Source organism: Streptomyces sp. NBC_00286 (assembly GCF_036173125.1).
In the GTDB taxonomy this organism is placed as follows: Bacteria; Actinomycetota; Actinomycetes; order Streptomycetales; family Streptomycetaceae; genus Streptomyces.
In genome coordinates, this window is record NZ_CP108054.1 from 7,275,317 (window position 1) to 7,292,093 (window position 16,777).

At 68.6% G+C, this 16,777-nt stretch carries 13 protein-coding genes; 7 read left to right on the forward strand and 6 right to left on the reverse strand.

Features of this window, described 5'->3' with window-relative positions; all coding sequences use genetic code 11:
• Positions 1-65 precede the first annotated feature (65 nt).
• Together OHT21_RS33000 and OHT21_RS33005 are read right to left on the reverse strand one after the other, a co-directional pair.
• Positions 66-1,070 (reverse strand): zinc-dependent alcohol dehydrogenase, encoded by a 1,005-nt coding sequence (locus OHT21_RS33000; RefSeq protein ID WP_328771912.1) that lies wholly within the window; start codon positions 1,068-1,070, stop codon positions 66-68.
• Positions 1,067-2,224: a mandelate racemase/muconate lactonizing enzyme family protein gene (locus OHT21_RS33005; protein WP_328771913.1), complete on the reverse strand. Its 1,158-nt coding sequence runs from the start codon at positions 2,222-2,224 to the stop codon at positions 1,067-1,069. The genes OHT21_RS33000 and OHT21_RS33005 overlap by 4 nt, the downstream gene beginning before the upstream one ends.
• 284 nt (positions 2,225-2,508) lie before the next feature.
• Here OHT21_RS33005 and OHT21_RS33010 point away from each other — a divergent pair, with 284 nt between their 5' ends.
• Positions 2,509-3,225, forward strand: a complete 717-nt coding sequence (locus OHT21_RS33010; protein WP_328771914.1) for an SCO2400 family protein — start codon at positions 2,509-2,511, stop codon at positions 3,223-3,225.
• Between the two features lie 114 nt (positions 3,226-3,339).
• On the opposite strand, the gene katG is transcribed toward OHT21_RS33010, so the two are convergent.
• From katG to OHT21_RS33025, 3 genes are all read right to left on the reverse strand, one after another.
• Positions 3,340-5,556: a catalase/peroxidase HPI gene (gene katG, locus OHT21_RS33015; RefSeq protein WP_328771915.1), complete on the reverse strand. Its 2,217-nt coding sequence runs from the start codon at positions 5,554-5,556 to the stop codon at positions 3,340-3,342.
• Between the two features lie 41 nt (positions 5,557-5,597).
• Positions 5,598-6,035: a Fur family transcriptional regulator gene (locus tag OHT21_RS33020; RefSeq protein ID WP_328771916.1), complete on the reverse strand. Its 438-nt coding sequence runs from the start codon at positions 6,033-6,035 to the stop codon at positions 5,598-5,600.
• A 237-nt stretch (positions 6,036-6,272) separates the two neighbouring features.
• Complete coding sequence (locus tag OHT21_RS33025) at positions 6,273-6,716, reverse strand: MarR family winged helix-turn-helix transcriptional regulator (RefSeq protein ID WP_328771917.1); 444 nt, start codon at positions 6,714-6,716, stop codon at positions 6,273-6,275.
• Between the two features lie 88 nt (positions 6,717-6,804).
• Between OHT21_RS33025 and OHT21_RS33030 the strand changes: the two genes are divergently transcribed.
• From OHT21_RS33030 to yjfF, 6 genes are all read left to right on the forward strand, one after another.
• Positions 6,805-7,803 (forward strand): NADP-dependent oxidoreductase, encoded by a 999-nt coding sequence (locus tag OHT21_RS33030; RefSeq protein WP_328771918.1) that lies wholly within the window; start codon positions 6,805-6,807, stop codon positions 7,801-7,803.
• Between the two features lie 385 nt (positions 7,804-8,188).
• Positions 8,189-9,238, forward strand: coding sequence for a LacI family DNA-binding transcriptional regulator (locus OHT21_RS33035; RefSeq protein ID WP_328771919.1), 1,050 nt, complete (start codon positions 8,189-8,191; stop codon positions 9,236-9,238).
• Positions 9,239-9,375: 137 nt separating this feature from the next.
• Complete coding sequence (locus OHT21_RS33040) at positions 9,376-10,386, forward strand: ABC transporter substrate-binding protein (protein ID WP_328771920.1); 1,011 nt, start codon at positions 9,376-9,378, stop codon at positions 10,384-10,386.
• A 104-nt stretch (positions 10,387-10,490) separates the two neighbouring features.
• Positions 10,491-12,029, forward strand: a complete 1,539-nt coding sequence (locus tag OHT21_RS33045; protein WP_328771921.1) for a sugar ABC transporter ATP-binding protein — start codon at positions 10,491-10,493, stop codon at positions 12,027-12,029.
• On the forward strand, positions 12,026-13,138 hold the full coding sequence (locus tag OHT21_RS33050; protein ID WP_328771922.1) for an ABC transporter permease: 1,113 nt from the start codon (positions 12,026-12,028) through the stop codon (positions 13,136-13,138). Before OHT21_RS33045 ends, OHT21_RS33050 begins: the two co-directional genes overlap by 4 nt.
• Complete coding sequence (yjfF, locus tag OHT21_RS33055) at positions 13,138-14,166, forward strand: galactofuranose ABC transporter, permease protein YjfF (RefSeq protein WP_328771923.1); 1,029 nt, start codon at positions 13,138-13,140, stop codon at positions 14,164-14,166. The genes OHT21_RS33050 and yjfF overlap by 1 nt, the downstream gene beginning before the upstream one ends.
• An 81-nt stretch (positions 14,167-14,247) precedes the next feature.
• Here yjfF and OHT21_RS33060 read toward each other — a convergent pair whose 3' ends face one another.
• Positions 14,248-16,659: a SpoIIE family protein phosphatase gene (locus OHT21_RS33060; protein ID WP_328771924.1), complete on the reverse strand. Its 2,412-nt coding sequence runs from the start codon at positions 16,657-16,659 to the stop codon at positions 14,248-14,250.
• Positions 16,660-16,777 lie beyond the last annotated feature (118 nt).

Consider the following 16,777-nt stretch of genomic DNA (forward strand, 5'->3'; position numbering starts at 1 on the left):
GGTACGGAGCGTCAGGGTCTCCGTACCGGCGTGCGGCTCGTGGGGCGGTGCGGGCGCCACGGGAACTATGGCTTGATCAGTACCTTGCCGACCTTCGGGTCGCCGGAGCCGACCAGCTCGATGGCCTTCGCGAAGTCCTCCAGCGGCAGCTCGTGGGTGACCAGGGGCAGCGGATTGAGCAGACCGGCGCCGAACACCCGCACCGTGTGCGCCCAGGCGTCCGGGGCCGCACCGAACACGGTGTGCACTTCCAGCTGCCGTACGACGAGATCGGTGGGGTCGAGTCCGTCGGCACCCGGAGCCGGGATACCGGTCAGGACGAGCCGGCCGCCGCGTCGGAGCAGCGAGGCGGCGGTGCGCGCCGCGTCCGCGGACCCGGCGGTCTCGATGACGACGTCGAAGTCGTCGGGGAGTTCCTCGTCCTTCGTACGGAACTCCGTGGCGCCGAAGTCCTTGGAGAGCACCGCGCGGTCCGGGCGGGTGCCGACCACGAGCAGCTCGCCCGGGGAGCCGGCCTTCAGGAACTGCACGGCGAACATCCCCAGCGTCCCGGTGCCGACGACGGCCACTCTCTCGCCCGGCCGGGCGTTCGCCTTCAGCGCGGCGGCGGCGATGCAGGCGGCCGGCTCCAGCAGAGCGGCGGCGGTCAGGTCCGCGTCGTCGGACAGGACGTGCAGCAGCCGTGCCGGAAGCGTCAGTGTGCCCGCCATCGCCCCGGGCTGCGTGAAGCCCGTCTCCTCGTACCCGGCGGAGCACAGCGTCGTCTCGCCCGCGTGGCAGCGGTCGCAGACCTGGCAGTTGCGGAACCCCTCGCCGACCACCTTGCGGCCGATGAGGGACTCCGGGACCCCGGAGCCGACCGCCTCGACCGTGCCGGACCACTCATGGCCGGGCGTGAGCGGGTAACGGACGTACCCCTCGGGCCGGTTGCCCTCGTACACCTCACGGTCACTGCCGCAGATGCCGCTCGCATGGACCCGTACGAGGGCCTCCCCGGCGGCCGGAGCCGTGGGCTCGTGCGGGACGAGCCGGTGCTCGCCCGGAGCCTCGATGACGACAGCAACGCTCACTTGGACCCCTTGGGCTTGCGCTGCTCCCAGCCGTCCGCCCACAGGTCGAAGCGCGCCTGCTGCTGCGGGAACTCGGCCGCCGCGTCCGTGTCCAACTCGACGCCGAGACCGGGCGCGTCGGAGAGGTGGAAGTACCCGTCCACGACCTGGGGCGCGCCCTTGACGACCTTCTTGATGTCCGCGTCCGCGAAGTCGTTGAAGTGCTCGAGGATCTTGAAGTTCGGGGCGGTGAAGCCGACCTGGAGGGAGGCGGCGGTGAGGACCGGGCCGCCCACGTTGTGCGGGGCGACGAGCATGTAGTGCGTCTCGGCGGTCGCGGCCAGCTTGCGCGTCTCCCAGATGCCGCCGATGTGGCCGACGTCGGGCTGGATGATGTCCACGGCCTGGCTCTCGAAGAGCTCGCGGAACTCGATGCGGTCGTGGATGCGCTCACCGGTGGCGACCGGCATGTCCACCTTCGCCGCCACCTTCTCCAGCGCCTTCAGGTTCTCCGGCGGAACCGGCTCCTCCAGCCAGGCCGGCTTGAAGGGCGCGAGCTCCTTGGCGAGCCGTACGGCGGTGGCGGGGGAGAAGCGGCCGTGCATCTCCAGCATCAGCTCTGCCTCGGGGCCGATGGCGTCCCGTACGGCCTCGATGAGGGAGACGGAGTACAGGGTCGCCTCGTGGTCGAGCTCGAAGTGACCGGTCCCGAAGGGGTCGATCTTGAGGGCCTTGTAGCCGCGCTCCATGACCTGCTGGGCGGCCTTGTGGTACGCCTCCGGAGTGCGCTCCGTGGTGTACCAGCCGTTGGCGTACGCCTTGACCTTGTCGGTGACCTTGCCGCCGAGCAGCTGCCAGACGGGGACGCCGAGGGCCTTGCCCTTGATGTCCCAGCAGGCCATCTCGATCACCGCGATACCGGACATCACGATCTCGCCGGCGCGGCCGTAGTCGCCGTACTTCATGCGCTTGACGAGGTCCTCGACAGCGAACGGGTCGGAGCCGAGAATGTGGTTGGCCTCTGCCTCCCGCAGATAGCCGAGCAGCGCGTCGGTATGACCCAGCATGCGGGTCTCACCGACACCGGTGAGTCCCTCATCGGTGTGCACCTGGACATAGGTCAGGTTCCGCCACGGCGTCCCTACCACGTGCGTGCTGATTCCAGTGATGCGCACTGCAGCTGCTCCCTGTACTCGTCGGCCCTGTTCGAGATTTCGTCACTCGTTCGAAATGCTGTCGCGACAGTAAGGATTCGGCAGTCGGAGTGTCAATGGGTCGAGCGGTCGAACACGTAACGGTTTTGACGCCAAGGCGGTGGGATGGCGGGGAATGATCCGGGCTGTCCGCGCCCCGGCATGCCTGGACAGCGCTTTCGTATGCCTGAACAGGCCACTCCCTACACAACATTCACAGCTGCCCCTAGGAACGTTACCTGTCCGGAATCTAGTCTTCCGGCGTCATGGACTACTGCCACCCGTGCCAACGGCACCTCAACGGCGCCCTCGCCTGTCCGGGCTGCGGCACACCGGCCGAAGCCTGCCGGGCGTACGCCGCGTCGCTGAACGCCGCACACGCGCGAGAGGGCGCGGGTGCGCGGGCGGGCGACGACGGACACGGCGACTCCGACGACCCCGAGGACTCCTCGGCCGCCGGTGGACGCCGGTCCCGTGGCCGCTCCCATCGCGGGGCGCGGGAGACCCGGCGGGACAGGCGGGCGGCGGTGCACCGGCGTCGTCGGCAGCGGGCGCTGCTGATCGGGGCGGGGCTGCTGCTCGCCGCGGGCGGGCTGAGCCTGGCGGAGCTGGGCAAGGAGGCACCCTCGGCGGAGCCGAACACCGCGACGGACGACGAGGGCTCCGGTTCGCGGGGGTCGGAGGACGGGAAGACGGGCTCGTCGAAAGGCGGGGCGGCGGGCTCCGCCGTGACGGAGTCCCGGTCGCCGGAGGCCTCGGCCTCTCCTTCGCCCTCGAAATCGAAGAAGCCGGGAGACAAGGGCAAGGACGAGGACGAGAGCAAGAAGCCCTCTCCCACGCCGACGTCCGAGGATCCCGAGGACCCCCCGCGCCCGCCCCCTGAGGACCCCGACACCCCGGATCCCCGCCCGACGTCGAAGCGTCCGGCCCCGGAGCCGACGCCCACGGAGACGTGCACGCGGTTCCTGTTCTTCTGCTCGTAACTCCGCTTCTGGCAACAGAACTGACGACGTCCGGGCCGGCCCGCTGGGGCCGGCCCGGACGTCGTACTCACGTCACCCAGGTCGTACTCGGAGGGATCCGAGCGACCGGAGCGATCAGACGAGGTCGAATCGGTCCAGGTTCATGACCTTGACCCACGCCTCGACGAAGTCCTGTACGAACTTCGCCTTCGCGTCGTCGCTCGCGTAGACCTCGGCGAGCGCACGCAGCTCGGAGTTCGAGCCGAAGACGAGGTCGGCGCGGGTGCCCGTCCACTTGACCTCGCCCGTGGCGGCGTCGCGCCCCTCGAACGTGGTCTGGTCGGCGGACGTCGACTTCCACGTCGTACCCAGGTCGAGCAGGTTCGCGAAGAAGTCGTTCGTCAGCTTGCCGGGCGTCTCGGTGAGCACGCCGAGCTGCGACTGCTGGTGGTTGGCGCCCAGGACGCGCAGGCCACCGACGAGGACCGTCATCTCGGGGGCGCTCAGCGTGAGCAGGTTGGCCCGGTCGAGCAGCAGGTACTCGGCCGGCAGGCGGTTGGCCTTGCCCTGGTAGTTGCGGAAGCCGTCGGCGTTGGGCTCCAGCGCGGCGAAGGACTCCGCGTCGGTGTGCTCCTCCGTCGCGTCGACACGACCCGGGGTGAAGGGCACCTCGATGTCGTGACCGGCGTCCTTGGCGGCCTTCTCCACGGCAGCAGAGCCGCCGAGCACGATCAGGTCGGCCAGGGAGACCTTCTTGGCGCCGGAGTTGAACTCCTGCTGGATGCCCTCGAGGGTGCGCAGGACCGTCGCGAGCTGGTCGGGGTCGTTGGCCTCCCAGCTGCGCTGCGGCTCCAGGCGGATGCGCGCACCGTTGGCGCCGCCGCGCTTGTCGCTGCCGCGGAACGTCGAGGCCGACGCCCACGCGGTGCTGACCAGCTGCGAGACGGTCAGACCCGAGTCGAGGAGCTTGGCCTTGAGGGACGCGATGTCCGCGGCGTCGATGGCCTCACCCTCGGCCTGCGGCAGCGGGTCCTGCCAGAGCAGGGTCTCCTCGGGGACCTCCGGGCCGAGGTACAGGGACTTCGGGCCCATGTCGCGGTGGGTCAGCTTGTACCAGGCGCGGGCGAAGGCGTCCGCGAACTGGTCGGGGTTCTCGTAGAAGCGGCGCGAGATCGGCTCGTAGATCGGGTCGAAGCGCAGCGACAGGTCGGTGGTGAGCATCGTCGGGAGCTTCGTCTTCGACGGGTCGTGCGCGTCGGGGATGATCGCCTCGGCGTTCTTCGCCACCCACTGGTTCGCGCCGGCCGGGCTCTGGGTGAGCTCGTACTCGTACTCGAAGAGGTTCTTGAAGAAGTTGTTGCTCCACTGCGTGGGCGTTTCCGTCCACGTGACCTCCAGGCCGGAGGTGATGGCGTCGCCGCCCTTGCCGGTGCCGTGGGTGCTCTTCCAGCCCAGGCCCATCTCCTCCATGGAGGCGGCCTCGGGGTCGTTGCCGACGGCGTCCGCCGGGCCCGCACCGTGGGTCTTGCCGAAGGTGTGACCGCCCGCGATCAGGGCGACCGTCTCCTCGTCGTTCATCGCCATGCGGCGGAACGTCTCACGGATGTCGCGGGCCGCGGCGATCGGGTCCGGGTTGCCGTTCGGGCCCTCCGGGTTGACGTAGATGAGGCCCATCTGGACGGCGCCGAGGGGGTTCTCCAGCTCGCGGTCACCGCTGTAGCGCTGGTCGTCGAGCCAGGTGGTCTCGGGGCCCCAGTACACGTCCTCCTCGGGCTCCCATACGTCCTCACGGCCGCCGGCGAAGCCGAAGGTCTCGAAGCCCATCTGCTCCAGGGCGACATTGCCGGTGAGGATCATGAGGTCGGCCCAGGAGATGTTCTGGCCGTACTTCTTCTTGACCGGCCAGAGCAGACGGCGCGCCTTGTCCAGGTTGCCGTTGTCCGGCCAGCTGTTGAGCGGGGCGAAACGCTGCTGACCGGCGCCGGCGCCGCCACGGCCGTCGCTGATGCGGTAGGTGCCGGCGCTGTGCCAGGCCATACGGATCATCAGCGGGCCGTAGTTGCCGAAGTCGGCGGGCCACCAGTCCTGCGAGCTGGTGAGCACCTCGGCGATGTCCTGTTTCACCGCGGCCAGGTCGAGGTTCTTGAACGCCTCGGCGTAGTCGAACTCCTCGCCCAGCGGGTTGGCCACGGCGGGGTTCTTGGCAAGGATCTTCAGGTTGAGCCGCTCCGGCCACCACTGGCGGTTGCCGCCACCCTGCGTCGGGTGCAGGGCACGCCCGTGCGCGACCGGGCAGCCGCCCGCGCCCTCCGCCTTGGGATCGGTGACGATTGCGTCGGGGTTCTCGGCCATTGGGGGAATCCTTCCGAACTACTAGTGGATCACGGTGCTCATCAGGTACCGCGGGGGGTGGAACAGTCGGGGCACACGCCCCAGTAGATGACCTCGGCCTCGTCGACCGAGAAGCCCCGGTCGTCGGATGCGGTGAGGCAGGGGGCATGGCCCACCGCGCAGTCGACGTCGGCGAGGACACCGCACGACCGGCACACGAGGTGGTGATGGTTGTCCCCGACACGCCCCTCGAACCGGGCCGGGCTGCCGGGCAGTTCGATACGGCGTACGAGGCCCGCCGCGACGAGCGCGTGCAGCCCCTCGTACACGGCCTGCAGGGAGACCTGGCCCAGCCGATCGCGCACCCCGGAGGCGATCGCCTCGACACCGAGGTGATCACCACGGCGAACGGTCTCCAGCAACGCGACACGGCCGGCCGTCACCCGCAGACCGACACCGCGCAGCTCATCGGCGGTGCTCGGGGTCTGGGAGGCGGTCATGGCGCCCAACCTACATCGCCTAACACGAACGATTCAAGAAAAAGAACGATTCTAATTTTGGGAAGTGTCGGGCGCTGTGTCGGACGGCGCTCTCAGGTGCGCAACGGTTCGGGCAGCGGGCCCCAAAGGGGCGCGGGGCTGTATCGATTTGCGGCTCCGCCGCGTGGGCGCGACAAGCCACGATGGACCCGCGCCCGCCAGCGAACAAGAACCCCCCACCCCGTAGGCGCCCAAAGCTCAGGATGCGCCGCCCAGCATCCGCAGAAGCAAGTCCCGCAAAGCCAGTCGCTCATCCCGAGACAACTCCGCCAACGGCTCCCGCGCAAAGTGCAGCGACTCACGAAGCCCCCGGGCGACCCGTCGCCCTTCATCGGTGACCGCCGCCAGCTTCACCCGGCGGTCGCCAGGATCGGGCCGCCGCTCGACCAGCCCGCGCGACTCCAGCCGATCCACTATCCCTGTCACATTCGAAGGCTCACACTTGAGCTTCTGGGCCAGTCGTCGCATGGGCAAAGGCTCCAACGAGAGCAGGCTCAGCAACCGAGCCTGCGCCCCGGTCAGCGCATGCTCAGCGGCAGCGTCGTCGTACTCCTCGTGGTAGCGAGCCACCACCGTGCCGATGAGGTCGACGACCTCCAAGGTCAGGGCATCGGGACGGCGGGTCTTCTGCGGGGCGGCCATGCGCTCCAGCGTACCCGCATTACTTGACAACATGAAATATTCGGCCGCATGCTTGTTTCAGGTACTGAAGTAAATTGAAAGGCTCCCCATGATCAACCGCGAATGGCACCTCCTCAGCCGCCCCGTCGGCTGGCCCAAGCCCGAGAACTTCGCCCTCGTCGAGACCGAGGTCGAGCAGCCGGGCCCGGGCCAGGTGCTGGTACGCAACCAGTACCTCAGCGTGGACCCGTACATGCGCGGCCGTATGAGCGAGGCGAAGTCGTACGTCGCGCCCTACGAACTCGGCGAGCCCATGCAGGGCGGTGCCGTCGGCGAGGTCATCGCCTCGAACGCCGAGGGCATCGCGGTCGGTGACCACGTCCTGCACTTCTTCGGCTGGCGGGAGTACGCCGTCGTGGACGCCAAGCAGGCGGTCAAGGTCGACCCCGAAGCGGCGCCGCTGAGCACGTACCTCGGTGTGCTCGGCATGACGGGTCTGACCGCCTACGCGGGTCTGCTGCGCGTCGGCGCCTTCAAGGAGGGCGACGCGGTCTTCGTCTCGGGCGCGGCCGGTGCCGTCGGCAGCCAGGTCGGGCAGATCGCCAAGCTCAAGGGGGCCTCGCGGGTCATCGGTTCCGCCGGCTCCGACGAGAAGGTCAAGCTGCTGGTCGAGGAGTACGGGTTCGACGCGGCGTTCAACTACAAGAACGGCCCGGTCTGGGAGCAGCTCAAGGAGGCCGCCCCGGACGGCATCGACGTCTACTTCGACAACGTCGGCGGCGAGCACCTCGAGGCCGCGATCGGCGCGCTCAACCTGCGCGGCAGGGCCGTGATCTGCGGCATGATCTCGCAGTACAACGCGACGGAGCCGACTCCCGGCCCGCGCAACATGGTCAAGATCCTGCAGAACCGGCTCCGCGTCGAGGGTGTTCTGGTCGGCGACCACTACGACCTGCAGCCCGAGTTCGTCCAGGAGGTCGGCCCCTGGATCCGCTCCGGCGAACTGAAGTACCGCGAGACGGTTGTCGAGGGCATCGACAACAACCTGGAGGCGTTCCTCGGCGTCCTGCGAGGCGACAACACCGGCAAAATGATCGTCAAGCTCTGACAGTTGACGGACCCTCAGCCCAGCAGCTGACAGTGCCTCAGGGGCGCAGGGGATAGGCCGCACTCATCACCATGGGTGCGGCCTTCTTCGGTTGGCGTAAGGCGTTTGAATCGCCTCGATGAAGTCCCGTGCGGGGCACCGCGGCCTGAGGAGGCCGCAGGCCTCCCAGGGGCGCGGGGAACTGCGCGACCAGCCTCCACCGGCCCGCAGCTTCAAAGCCGCCCAACCCAGCGGAGCGCAACGCCACGTTATTCAACCGTGACGCCTTCTCCTTGCAGCCCTCTTGACCGTCATGGATTGTTAGCGCTCACAATGACGTCCGCATTCACCAGTCGGCGACCATCGCCGGCCACCGGTGTTCAACGGCATCCAAGGAGGCGCGGCCGTGGCACACGCACAGCTTCGACCGCCCACGATGGCGGATGTCGCACAACTCGCAGGGGTCTCGCACCAGACCGTGTCCCGCGTGCTGGGGGACCACCCCAATGTGCGGGACGAGACACGGACCAAGGTGCTGCACGCGATCAAGGAGCTGGGCTACCGCCGCAACTCCTCCGCACGTGCCCTGGCCACCCGGCGCACCCGCACCCTCGGTGTGGTCGCTTCCAACACCACCCTCTTCGGGCCGGCCAGTACGCTGTTCGCGCTCGAGGAGGCCGCACGTGCCGAGGGGTATCTCGTTTCGACGGTGAGTCTGCGCAAGCTGACCGTGGAGACGCTGTCCGAGGCCCTGGACCACCTCAGCGAGGGCGGAGTGGAGGGGGTCATCGCCATCGCTCCCCAGCGATCGGCGGTGGAGGCTCTGGCCGAACTCTCCAGTCCCTTCCCGGTGGTTGTGGTGGGAGGCGGGCAGCCGGAAGGGGACATTCCCAGCGTCAGCGTGGACCAGCACCTGGGAGCGCGACTGGCCACCAGTCATCTGCTGGCCGCCGGCCACCGCACGGTCTGGCACCTGTCCGGACCCGAGGACTGGCAGGAGGCGGCCGACCGGGTCGTCGGCTGGCGGGCGACCCTCGAGGAGTCCGGTATCGAGCCGCCCACGCTGCTGCACGGGGACTGGAGTCCGCTGTCGGGCTACCGCGCCGGTCAGGAGCTGGCCGGCTGGGTGGGCCGCGGGCTCACCGCCGTCTTCGTCGCCAACGACCAGATGGCGCTGGGGGTGTTGCGGGCCCTGCGTGAGGCGGGGGTGCGGACTCCCAAGGATGTGGCGGTGGTCGGCTTCGACGACATCCCGGAGTCGGAGTTCTTCGCTCCGCCGCTCACCACCGTCCGGCAGGACTTCTCGACGGTCGGGAAGCGGAGCATCGCCCTGCTCCTCGATCTCGTCGAGGGCCGGGCCCTGTCCGGGGCACCCCGGATCGCCATCGAACCGCAACTCGTCGTTCGCGCCAGTACGTTTCCGTACGCCCCTCAGCCGGAGGGCGTGCTGAACTGACGCGACACCCATCGGTCGCATACGCACCTACGCGGCCGGTATTTCGAACAATGATCGACAGGCTGGACGTTGTGCGGCCGGTCCCATCGAGTACCAGCGGGTCCATACCCGGGCCGGCTCTTCAAAGGAGAAGACAGATGCTCAACAGAAGGAACTTCCTCACCGCGGCGGTCGGCGTGGCGGCTGCGGGCGGCCTGGCGGCCTGCGCCAAGGAGGACGAGGGCTCCTCCACCTCCTCCTCCGGCGGCAGCGGCGGCAAGAAGCTCACCCTCGGCTTCTCCCAGGTCGGCTCGGAGAGCGGCTGGCGCAGCGCCAACACCGACTCGGTGAAGGCGTCGGCCAAGGAGGCGGGCTACAACCTCAAGTTCTCCGACGCGCAGCAGAAGCAGGAGAACCAGATCTCCGCGATCCGCAGCTTCATCGCCCAGAAGGTGGACGTCATAGCCTTCTCGCCGGTGGTCGTCACCGGCTGGGACGCGGTGCTCAAGGAGGCCAAGGCCAAGAAGATCCCGGTCGTCCTCACCGACCGCTCCGTCGAGACCTCCGACGAGTCCCTGTACGTCACCCTCGTCGGCTCGGACTTCACGGACGAGGGCCGGCGCGCGGCCAGGATCCTGGAGAAGGTCCTCGAGAAGGCCGGCCACAAGGGTGCTGTGAAGATCGCACAGCTGGAGGGCACCACCGGTGCCGCCCCCGCGATCGAGCGTGCCAAGGGCTTCAAGGAGGTCATGGACGCCGACCACAAGGACGACTGGAAGATCGTCGTCAGCCAGACCGGTGACTTCACCCGCGCCGGCGGCAAGCAGGTCATGGCGGCCTTCCTGCAGTCCAACCCGGACATCGACGTGCTGTTCGCGCACAACGACGACATGGGCATCGGCGCCATCCAGGCCATCGAGGCGGCCGGCAAGAAGCCCGGCAAGGACATCCTGATCGTCACGGTCGACGGCGTGAAGGACGGCTTCGTCGCCATGTCCGAGGGCAAGATCAACGCCATCGTCGAGTGCAACCCGCTGCTCGGCCCTCAGCTGATGGAGGTCGTGCAGAAGGTCAAGGACGGCGAGACGGTCGAGCGCTGGATCAAGACCGAGGAGAGCGACTTCATGCAGGACCAGGCCAAGGAAGTCCTCCCGAGCCGCAAGTACTGACCGATCGCACCCACCGGCAGGGAGCCCACGGCCGACCAGACCCCTGGTCCCGGGGCTCCCTGCGGGCCGAAACGAATTCCATGAATTCAACGAGGAGCGCTGCCATGGCAGAGCCGCGGCCCGTCCTGGAGATGACGGGCATAGTCAAAGAATTTCCGGGGGTACGGGCTCTGTCCGGTGTCGACTTCCGGCTCTTCCCCGGCGAGATCCACGCCCTGATGGGCGAGAACGGAGCCGGGAAGTCCACCCTCATCAAGGTGCTGACCGGCGTCTACGCGCTGGACGACGGCACCATCACCCTCGACGGGCGGCCCGTGCAGATCGACAGCCCGCTGCAGGCGCAGCAGGCCGGGATCAGCACGGTCTACCAGGAGGTGAACCTCTGCCCCAACCTGTCGGTGGCGGAGAACATCTTCATCGGACGTGAACCCACCCGCTTCGGCCGCATCCAGTGGAACCGCATGCGCAAGGAAGCGGCGGAACTGGTCGACCGGCTCGGCCTCGACATCGACGTGACCGCGCCCCTGTCCTCGTACCCGCTGGCCGTCCAGCAGTTGGTGGCGATCGTACGGTCCGTGGGCACCGGCGACAGCGACGGTTCGGGATCCGGCACCAAGGTGCTGGTCCTGGACGAGCCGACCTCGAGCCTGGACCGCGACGAGGTCCTCGAACTGTTCCGCCTGATGCGGCAGTTGAGGGACGAGGGCGTCGCGATCCTGTTCGTCTCGCACTTCCTCGACCAGATCTACGAGATCTGCGACCGGATGACCGTCCTGCGCAACGGCGGTCTCGTCGGCGAGCACATGGTGAGCGAGCTCGACCAGGTCGGACTGATCGAGCTCATGATCGGCAAGGCCCTGGACCAGCTGGAGGGGCTCCACGAGCACCAGCTGCACTCCGACGTCGGCGAGACGCTGGTCAAGGCGGACAACCTCGGCAGGACGGGCGGCATCGCCCCCTTCGACCTGGAGATCAAGAAGGGCGAGGTCGTCGGCCTCGCCGGCCTGCTCGGCTCGGGCCGTACCGAACTCGCCCGGCTGCTCTTCGGCGCCGACCAGCCGGACAGCGGCAAGCTGACCATCGGCGGCAAGCAGGTCTCGATGAGCGCGCCGAACGACGCGATCGGCGCCGGCGTCGCGTTCTGCTCGGAGAACCGCAAGACCGAGGGCCTCGTACCGGATCTGACGGTGCGGGAGAACATCATCCTGGCCCTCCAGGCGGCCCGCGGCTGGACCCGGCCCATCCCGGTCTCCCAGCGCGACGAACTGGTCGCCAAGTACATCAAGGCGCTGGACATCCGCCCCGCCAACCCGGAGGCACGGGTCGGCCAGCTCAGCGGCGGCAACCAGCAGAAGGTGCTGCTCGCCCGCTGGCTGATCACCCAGCCGAAGATGCTGATCCTGGACGAGCCGACGCGCGGTATCGACGTCGGCGCGAAGGCGGAGATCCAGAAGCTGGTGGTCTCGCTGTCCGAGGAGGGCATGGCCGTGCTGTACATCGCGGCCGAGCTGGAGGAGGTACTCCGGCTCAGCCACACCATCGGAGTGCTGCGCGACCGCCGGCTGGTGGCGCGGCTCACCAACGGGCCCGAGATCACCACCAGCAAGATCCTCGAGACCATCGCGAGCGGAGAACACCAGTGACCACCACTCCCCGATGGCGAGCACTGACCCACCACCACCTGTTCTGGCCTGTCGCGGTCCTGGTCGTCCTGCTGCTCGTCAACGTTCCCTTCACCCCTGACTTCTTCTCCATCCGGATGACGAACGGCCACCTCCACGGCAGCCTCGTCTCCATCGTGCTGTTCGGCTCGCCCCTGATCCTGGTGGCGGTCGGCATGACCCTGGTCATCGCCACTGGCGGAATCGACCTCTCCGTCGGCGCCGTGGTCGCCATCACCGGGGCCCTGACCTGTTCGTACATCAGTGATCAGTCCGATCAGAGCGCCCTGTCCGGGGTGTTCCTGGCCATGGGCATCGGCCTGATGGCCGCGGTGATCTGCGGACTGTGGAACGGCTTCCTGGTCGCCCGGATGGGTATCCAACCGATCATCGCCACGCTGATCATCATGGTCGCCGGACGTGGCGTGGCCCAGCTGATCACCGACGGGCAGATCATCACCGTCAACAGCGAGCCGTTCAAGATGATCGGCGGCGGCTACTGGCTGACCCTGCCGTTCTCCATCTTCGTGGTGGCGGTCGTCGTCGCCGTCACCGTGATGCTGACCCGCCGTACGGCGCTCGGCCTGCTCGTGGAGTCGGTCGGCGGCAACGCGGAGGCCAGCCGTCTGGTGGGCATCAGGTCCCGCCGCATCAAGATCATGGTGTACGTGTTCTGCGCGGTGTGCGCGGGCATCGCGGGCCTGATGATCAGCTCCAACACCTCGGCCGCGGACGGCAACAACGCCGGCCTGTGGATCGAACTCGACGCGATCCTCGCCGTGGTGATCGGCGGCACCTCACTGCTGGGCGGCCGGTTCTCCATCGGCGGCACGGTGGTCGGCGCCCTCGTCATCCAGACCCTGACCACCACGATCTACACCATCGGCGTGCCCACCCAGACCAACCTGGTCTTCAAGGCCGCCGTCGTCATCGTCGTCTGCCTGCTGCAGTCCCCGAAGTTCCGCGCCAAGGTCTTCCGCGGCAAGCTCGGCACCAAGCCCGGCGCGAAGGGCGGCACCGGTCAGCCCGCCGCGGCCCCGGCGGACACCGCCCCGGCGCCCGAGGCCGCTCCCAAGATGGAGGTGTCGTGATGAGCACGACCACGAAGACCCCCACGGCCTCCGAGAGCCGTACGCCATCGCCGTCCAGGGCCGCGACTCTGCTCGGCGACCGGCGGCTGCCCGTCCTGGTGACGGCCGGGCTCTTCCTCGCGATGTACGTGGCGGGCCTCAGCCGGTACCAGAACTACGGGTTCGGCGAACCGCAGGTCTTCATGAACCTGTTCATCGACAACGGCTATCTGCTGGTCGCCGCCGTCGGGGTCACCTTCGTCATCCTGTCCGGTGGCATCGACCTGTCCGTGGGCTCGGTGATCGGCTTCACCACCATGTTCACAGCATGGCTGGTGGAGCGTCAGGGCCTGCCGATCCTGGTCGTCATCCCCATGGCGCTGGCCGTGGGCGCCTTCGGTGGCTTCCTGATGGGCTATGTGATCCACAACTTCGAGATCCAGCCCTTCATCGTGACCCTGGCCGGACTCTTCCTCTTCCGGGGCCTGTGCCTGGTCATCAGCAAGGAGTCGATCTCCATCGGCGACTCCTCGGTGAGCAGCATGGCCGGGGCGCAGGTGTCGCTGGGAGGGGCGTTCCTCTCGATCGGCGCGATCGTCGCGCTGGTCGTCCTCGCCGTGGCCTTCTACGTCCTGCACTACACGCGCTTCGGACGCCGGGTGTACGCGGTCGGCGGCAACGAGCAGTCGGCGCTGCTGATGGGCCTTCCGCAGGGCGGCACGAAGATCGCCGTCTACACGATCAGCGGCTTCTGCTCGGCGCTCGCCGGGCTGCTGTTCACCCTGTACATCCAGTCCGGTGACCCCCTGCACGCCACCGGTATGGAGCTGGACGCGATCGCCGCGGTCGTCATCGGCGGCACGCTGCTCACGGGCGGCTCCGGCTATGTGATCGGCACCCTCTTCGGCGTCCTCGTCCTGGGCCTGATCAAGAGCATCATCCAGTTCGAGGGCACGCTCAGCTCCTGGTGGACGAAGATCGCCACGGGTGTGCTGCTGTGCGCGTTCATCCTCATCCAGCGGGCGATGACGGCACGTAAGAAAACCTGACCCGGACGCAGGCTCCGGTCAACACACCGCGACAGCAAGGGAGTTACCCCGACCGAGGGGTCTCCCTTGCTGTCGCGTTCGTCAACTCACCGACAGCTCCGCCCAGATGGTCTTGCCCTCGTCCGTGGGGCGGCTGCCCCAGCGCTCGGTGAGCTGGGCGACGAGCAGCAGTCCGCGCCCGCCCTCGTCGTACGTCTTGGCCCGGCGCAGATGCGGGGCCGTGGCGCTGCCGTCCGACACCTCGCAGATCAGCGTGGCGTCGTCGTCATCGTGGATCAGTCGCAGCCGTACGGGCGGACTGCCGTGCCGGATGGCGTTCGTGACCAGTTCACTCACCACGAGTTCGGCCGCGAACGCCGCCTCGTCCAGTCCCCAGACGCCCAGCTGCTCGGTCGCGTACTTCCTTGCACGTGCCACCAGGGCCGCGGCAGGGGGAACGTCCCAGGTCGCGACCTGAGAGGCGGCGAGGCCCTGGGTACGGGCCAGCAGGAGCGCCACGTCATCGGCCGCACCGTCAGGGGGCAGCAGAGTCCGTACGAGCTCCTGGCACGTCTCGTCCAGCGAACCGGCGGATCGCGCCAGCACCTCGCACAGGAGCTCGTAACTCCCGTCGATGTCCTGGACCCGGTTCTCGATCAGGCCGTCGGTGCACAGGGCGAGCACGGTTCCTTCGGGCAGCTCGAGTTCCATGCTCTCGAAGGGCAGTCCGCCCACGCCCAGCGGCGGGCCCGCGGGCACGTCGATCTGCCGGGGGGTACCGCCCGGCACGGCCATGACGGGTGGCGGATGGCCGGCCCTGGCGAACGAGCAGCGGCGCGAGACGGGGTCGTACACCGCGTAGAGGCAGGTGGCGCCGACCTCGCCGGTGGCGTGTCCGTTCCCGGCCTCCGCGGAGAGCCGTACGACGAGGTCGTCCAGGTGCGTCAGCAGCTCGTCCGGCGGCAGATCGACGTCGGCGAGCGTACGTACGGCCGTGCGCAGCCGCCCCATGGTGGCGGAGGCCTGGATCCCGTGGCCGACGACATCACCGACGACCATGCCGACGCGCAGCCCGGACAGCGGAATGACGTCGAACCAGTCCCCGCCCACCCCCGCACGCGCCGCCGGAAGATAGCGCGAAGCCGTCTGCAGCGCGGCAGTTCGGGGCAGCGTCTGCGGCAGCAGGCTGCGCTGCAGGACCAGCGCGGTCTCGCGCTCGCGGGAGAAACGGCGGGCGTTGTCGACGCAGACGGCCGCTCTGGCCGTGATCTCCTCGGCCAGCAGTACGTCTTCGGGGGTGAAGGGTTCGGGGCTGCGGTACCGCACGAACACGGCGACGCCGAGGGTCGCGCCGCGGGCCCGGATCGGCACCGACATCGCCGAGTGCACGCCGTACTCCTTGACCCGCTCGGTGCGCATCGAGTCCCCGGCGAGCCAGTCGTGGAGGGCGGCGACCGGGTCGGACCGCACGGTCGTCCGGCCGGCCAGCAGCGAGTCGGCCTGCGGAGACGAGGCCGGGTACGTGTCGACCTCGCCCGGCTCGATGACGGCCTCGGGACAGCCCGGCGTGATGGACCGATGGGCGGCGCGGCGCAGGACCACGGGGGCGGAGGGGATGCTCGCCGGGGAGTCGCCGCTGTCGTCCGGCGGATCCATGAGGTCGACGCTCACGAAGTCGGCGAGACCGGGGACGCACACATCGGCCAGTTCCTGGGCGGTGCGCGTGACGTCGAGCGTGGTGCCGATGCGGATGCTCGCCTCGTTGACCAACTGCAGCCGCTGGCGGGCCAGATCCTGCTCCGTGATGTCGTGCGCGGTCAGACAGACCCCGCGCACCACACCGTCGGCGTCGGTCAGCGGCGCGAACTTCGCCGACCACGGGTGTGCGTGCTGCTCCCCGCCCGTGCGTAAGTAGATGTCCACGTCCTGCTGTTGACCAGTGCGGAAGGCCCGGCGCAGATGCCGCTCGAGTTCCTCGCTCTGCCGCTTGCCGCCGATCTCCGTGAGCCGCAGGCCGCGGATGCGTTCCTCTGGCAGGCCGATGACGCGTTCCATCGCCTCGTTGATCCTGTGCAGCCGTAACCGGTCGTCGTAGATCGCCATGGGACACGGGGACTGCTCCAACAGCGCTGCCGACAAAGGGTCGTCGGACGGCAGCGGACCGCTGTCCTCCAGCGGGCAGATCACCCGCCACTCGCCGCGCTCGCCGGATTCCGGCCGACTGCGATGGGCGAGCAGCCACACGGACACCTCATGGCCGTCGCGATGGCGCAGGGTGACGCATCCGCTCCAACGGTCGGCTGTCGCCTCCGGAAGGACGACCTTGCTGTCCGGGGCCAGCAACCGCTCCGCGGGCCGGCCCACGACGTCCGGCGCTGCATGCCCGAGCAGCCGCTCGGCGCCCTCGCCCCATTCGACGACGGCGCCGGTGCTGTCGATGACCGCCTGTGCCGATCCGGCGTCGTCGAATGGGTCCTTCGGTCCTTGTCCCGCTGTGTCCTTGTGCCGGCTCATCCTTATACGAGCCTCGTTTCTCCCGGCCCGAGATCTTGAGCTGTGAAACGCAAGAGCCCTCAGTGAACATGATTTCTATTTGAAGACTAAAGCGCGGGCTGCGATCGCGGCAGCCGTA

Bases quoted from the DNA above. Each gene is read 5' to 3' on its own strand.
- OHT21_RS33010 (WP_328771914.1), top strand. From the start codon at position 2,509: ATGGACTACTGCCACCCGTGCCAACGGCACCTCAACGGCGCCCTCGCC.
- OHT21_RS33045 (WP_328771921.1), top strand. From the start codon at position 10,491: ATGGCAGAGCCGCGGCCCGTCCTGGAGATGACGGGCATAGTCAAAGAA.
- OHT21_RS33025 (WP_328771917.1), bottom strand. From the start codon at position 6,716: ATGGCCGCCCCGCAGAAGACCCGCCGTCCCGATGCCCTGACCTTGGAG.
- katG (WP_328771915.1), bottom strand. From the start codon at position 5,556: ATGGCCGAGAACCCCGACGCAATCGTCACCGATCCCAAGGCGGAGGGC.
- OHT21_RS33040 (WP_328771920.1), top strand. From the start codon at position 9,376: ATGCTCAACAGAAGGAACTTCCTCACCGCGGCGGTCGGCGTGGCGGCT.
- OHT21_RS33060 (WP_328771924.1), bottom strand. From the start codon at position 16,659: ATGAGCCGGCACAAGGACACAGCGGGACAAGGACCGAAGGACCCATTC.
- OHT21_RS33030 (WP_328771918.1), top strand. From the start codon at position 6,805: ATGATCAACCGCGAATGGCACCTCCTCAGCCGCCCCGTCGGCTGGCCC.
- OHT21_RS33020 (WP_328771916.1), bottom strand. From the start codon at position 6,035: ATGACCGCCTCCCAGACCCCGAGCACCGCCGATGAGCTGCGCGGTGTC.
- yjfF (WP_328771923.1), top strand. From the start codon at position 13,138: ATGAGCACGACCACGAAGACCCCCACGGCCTCCGAGAGCCGTACGCCA.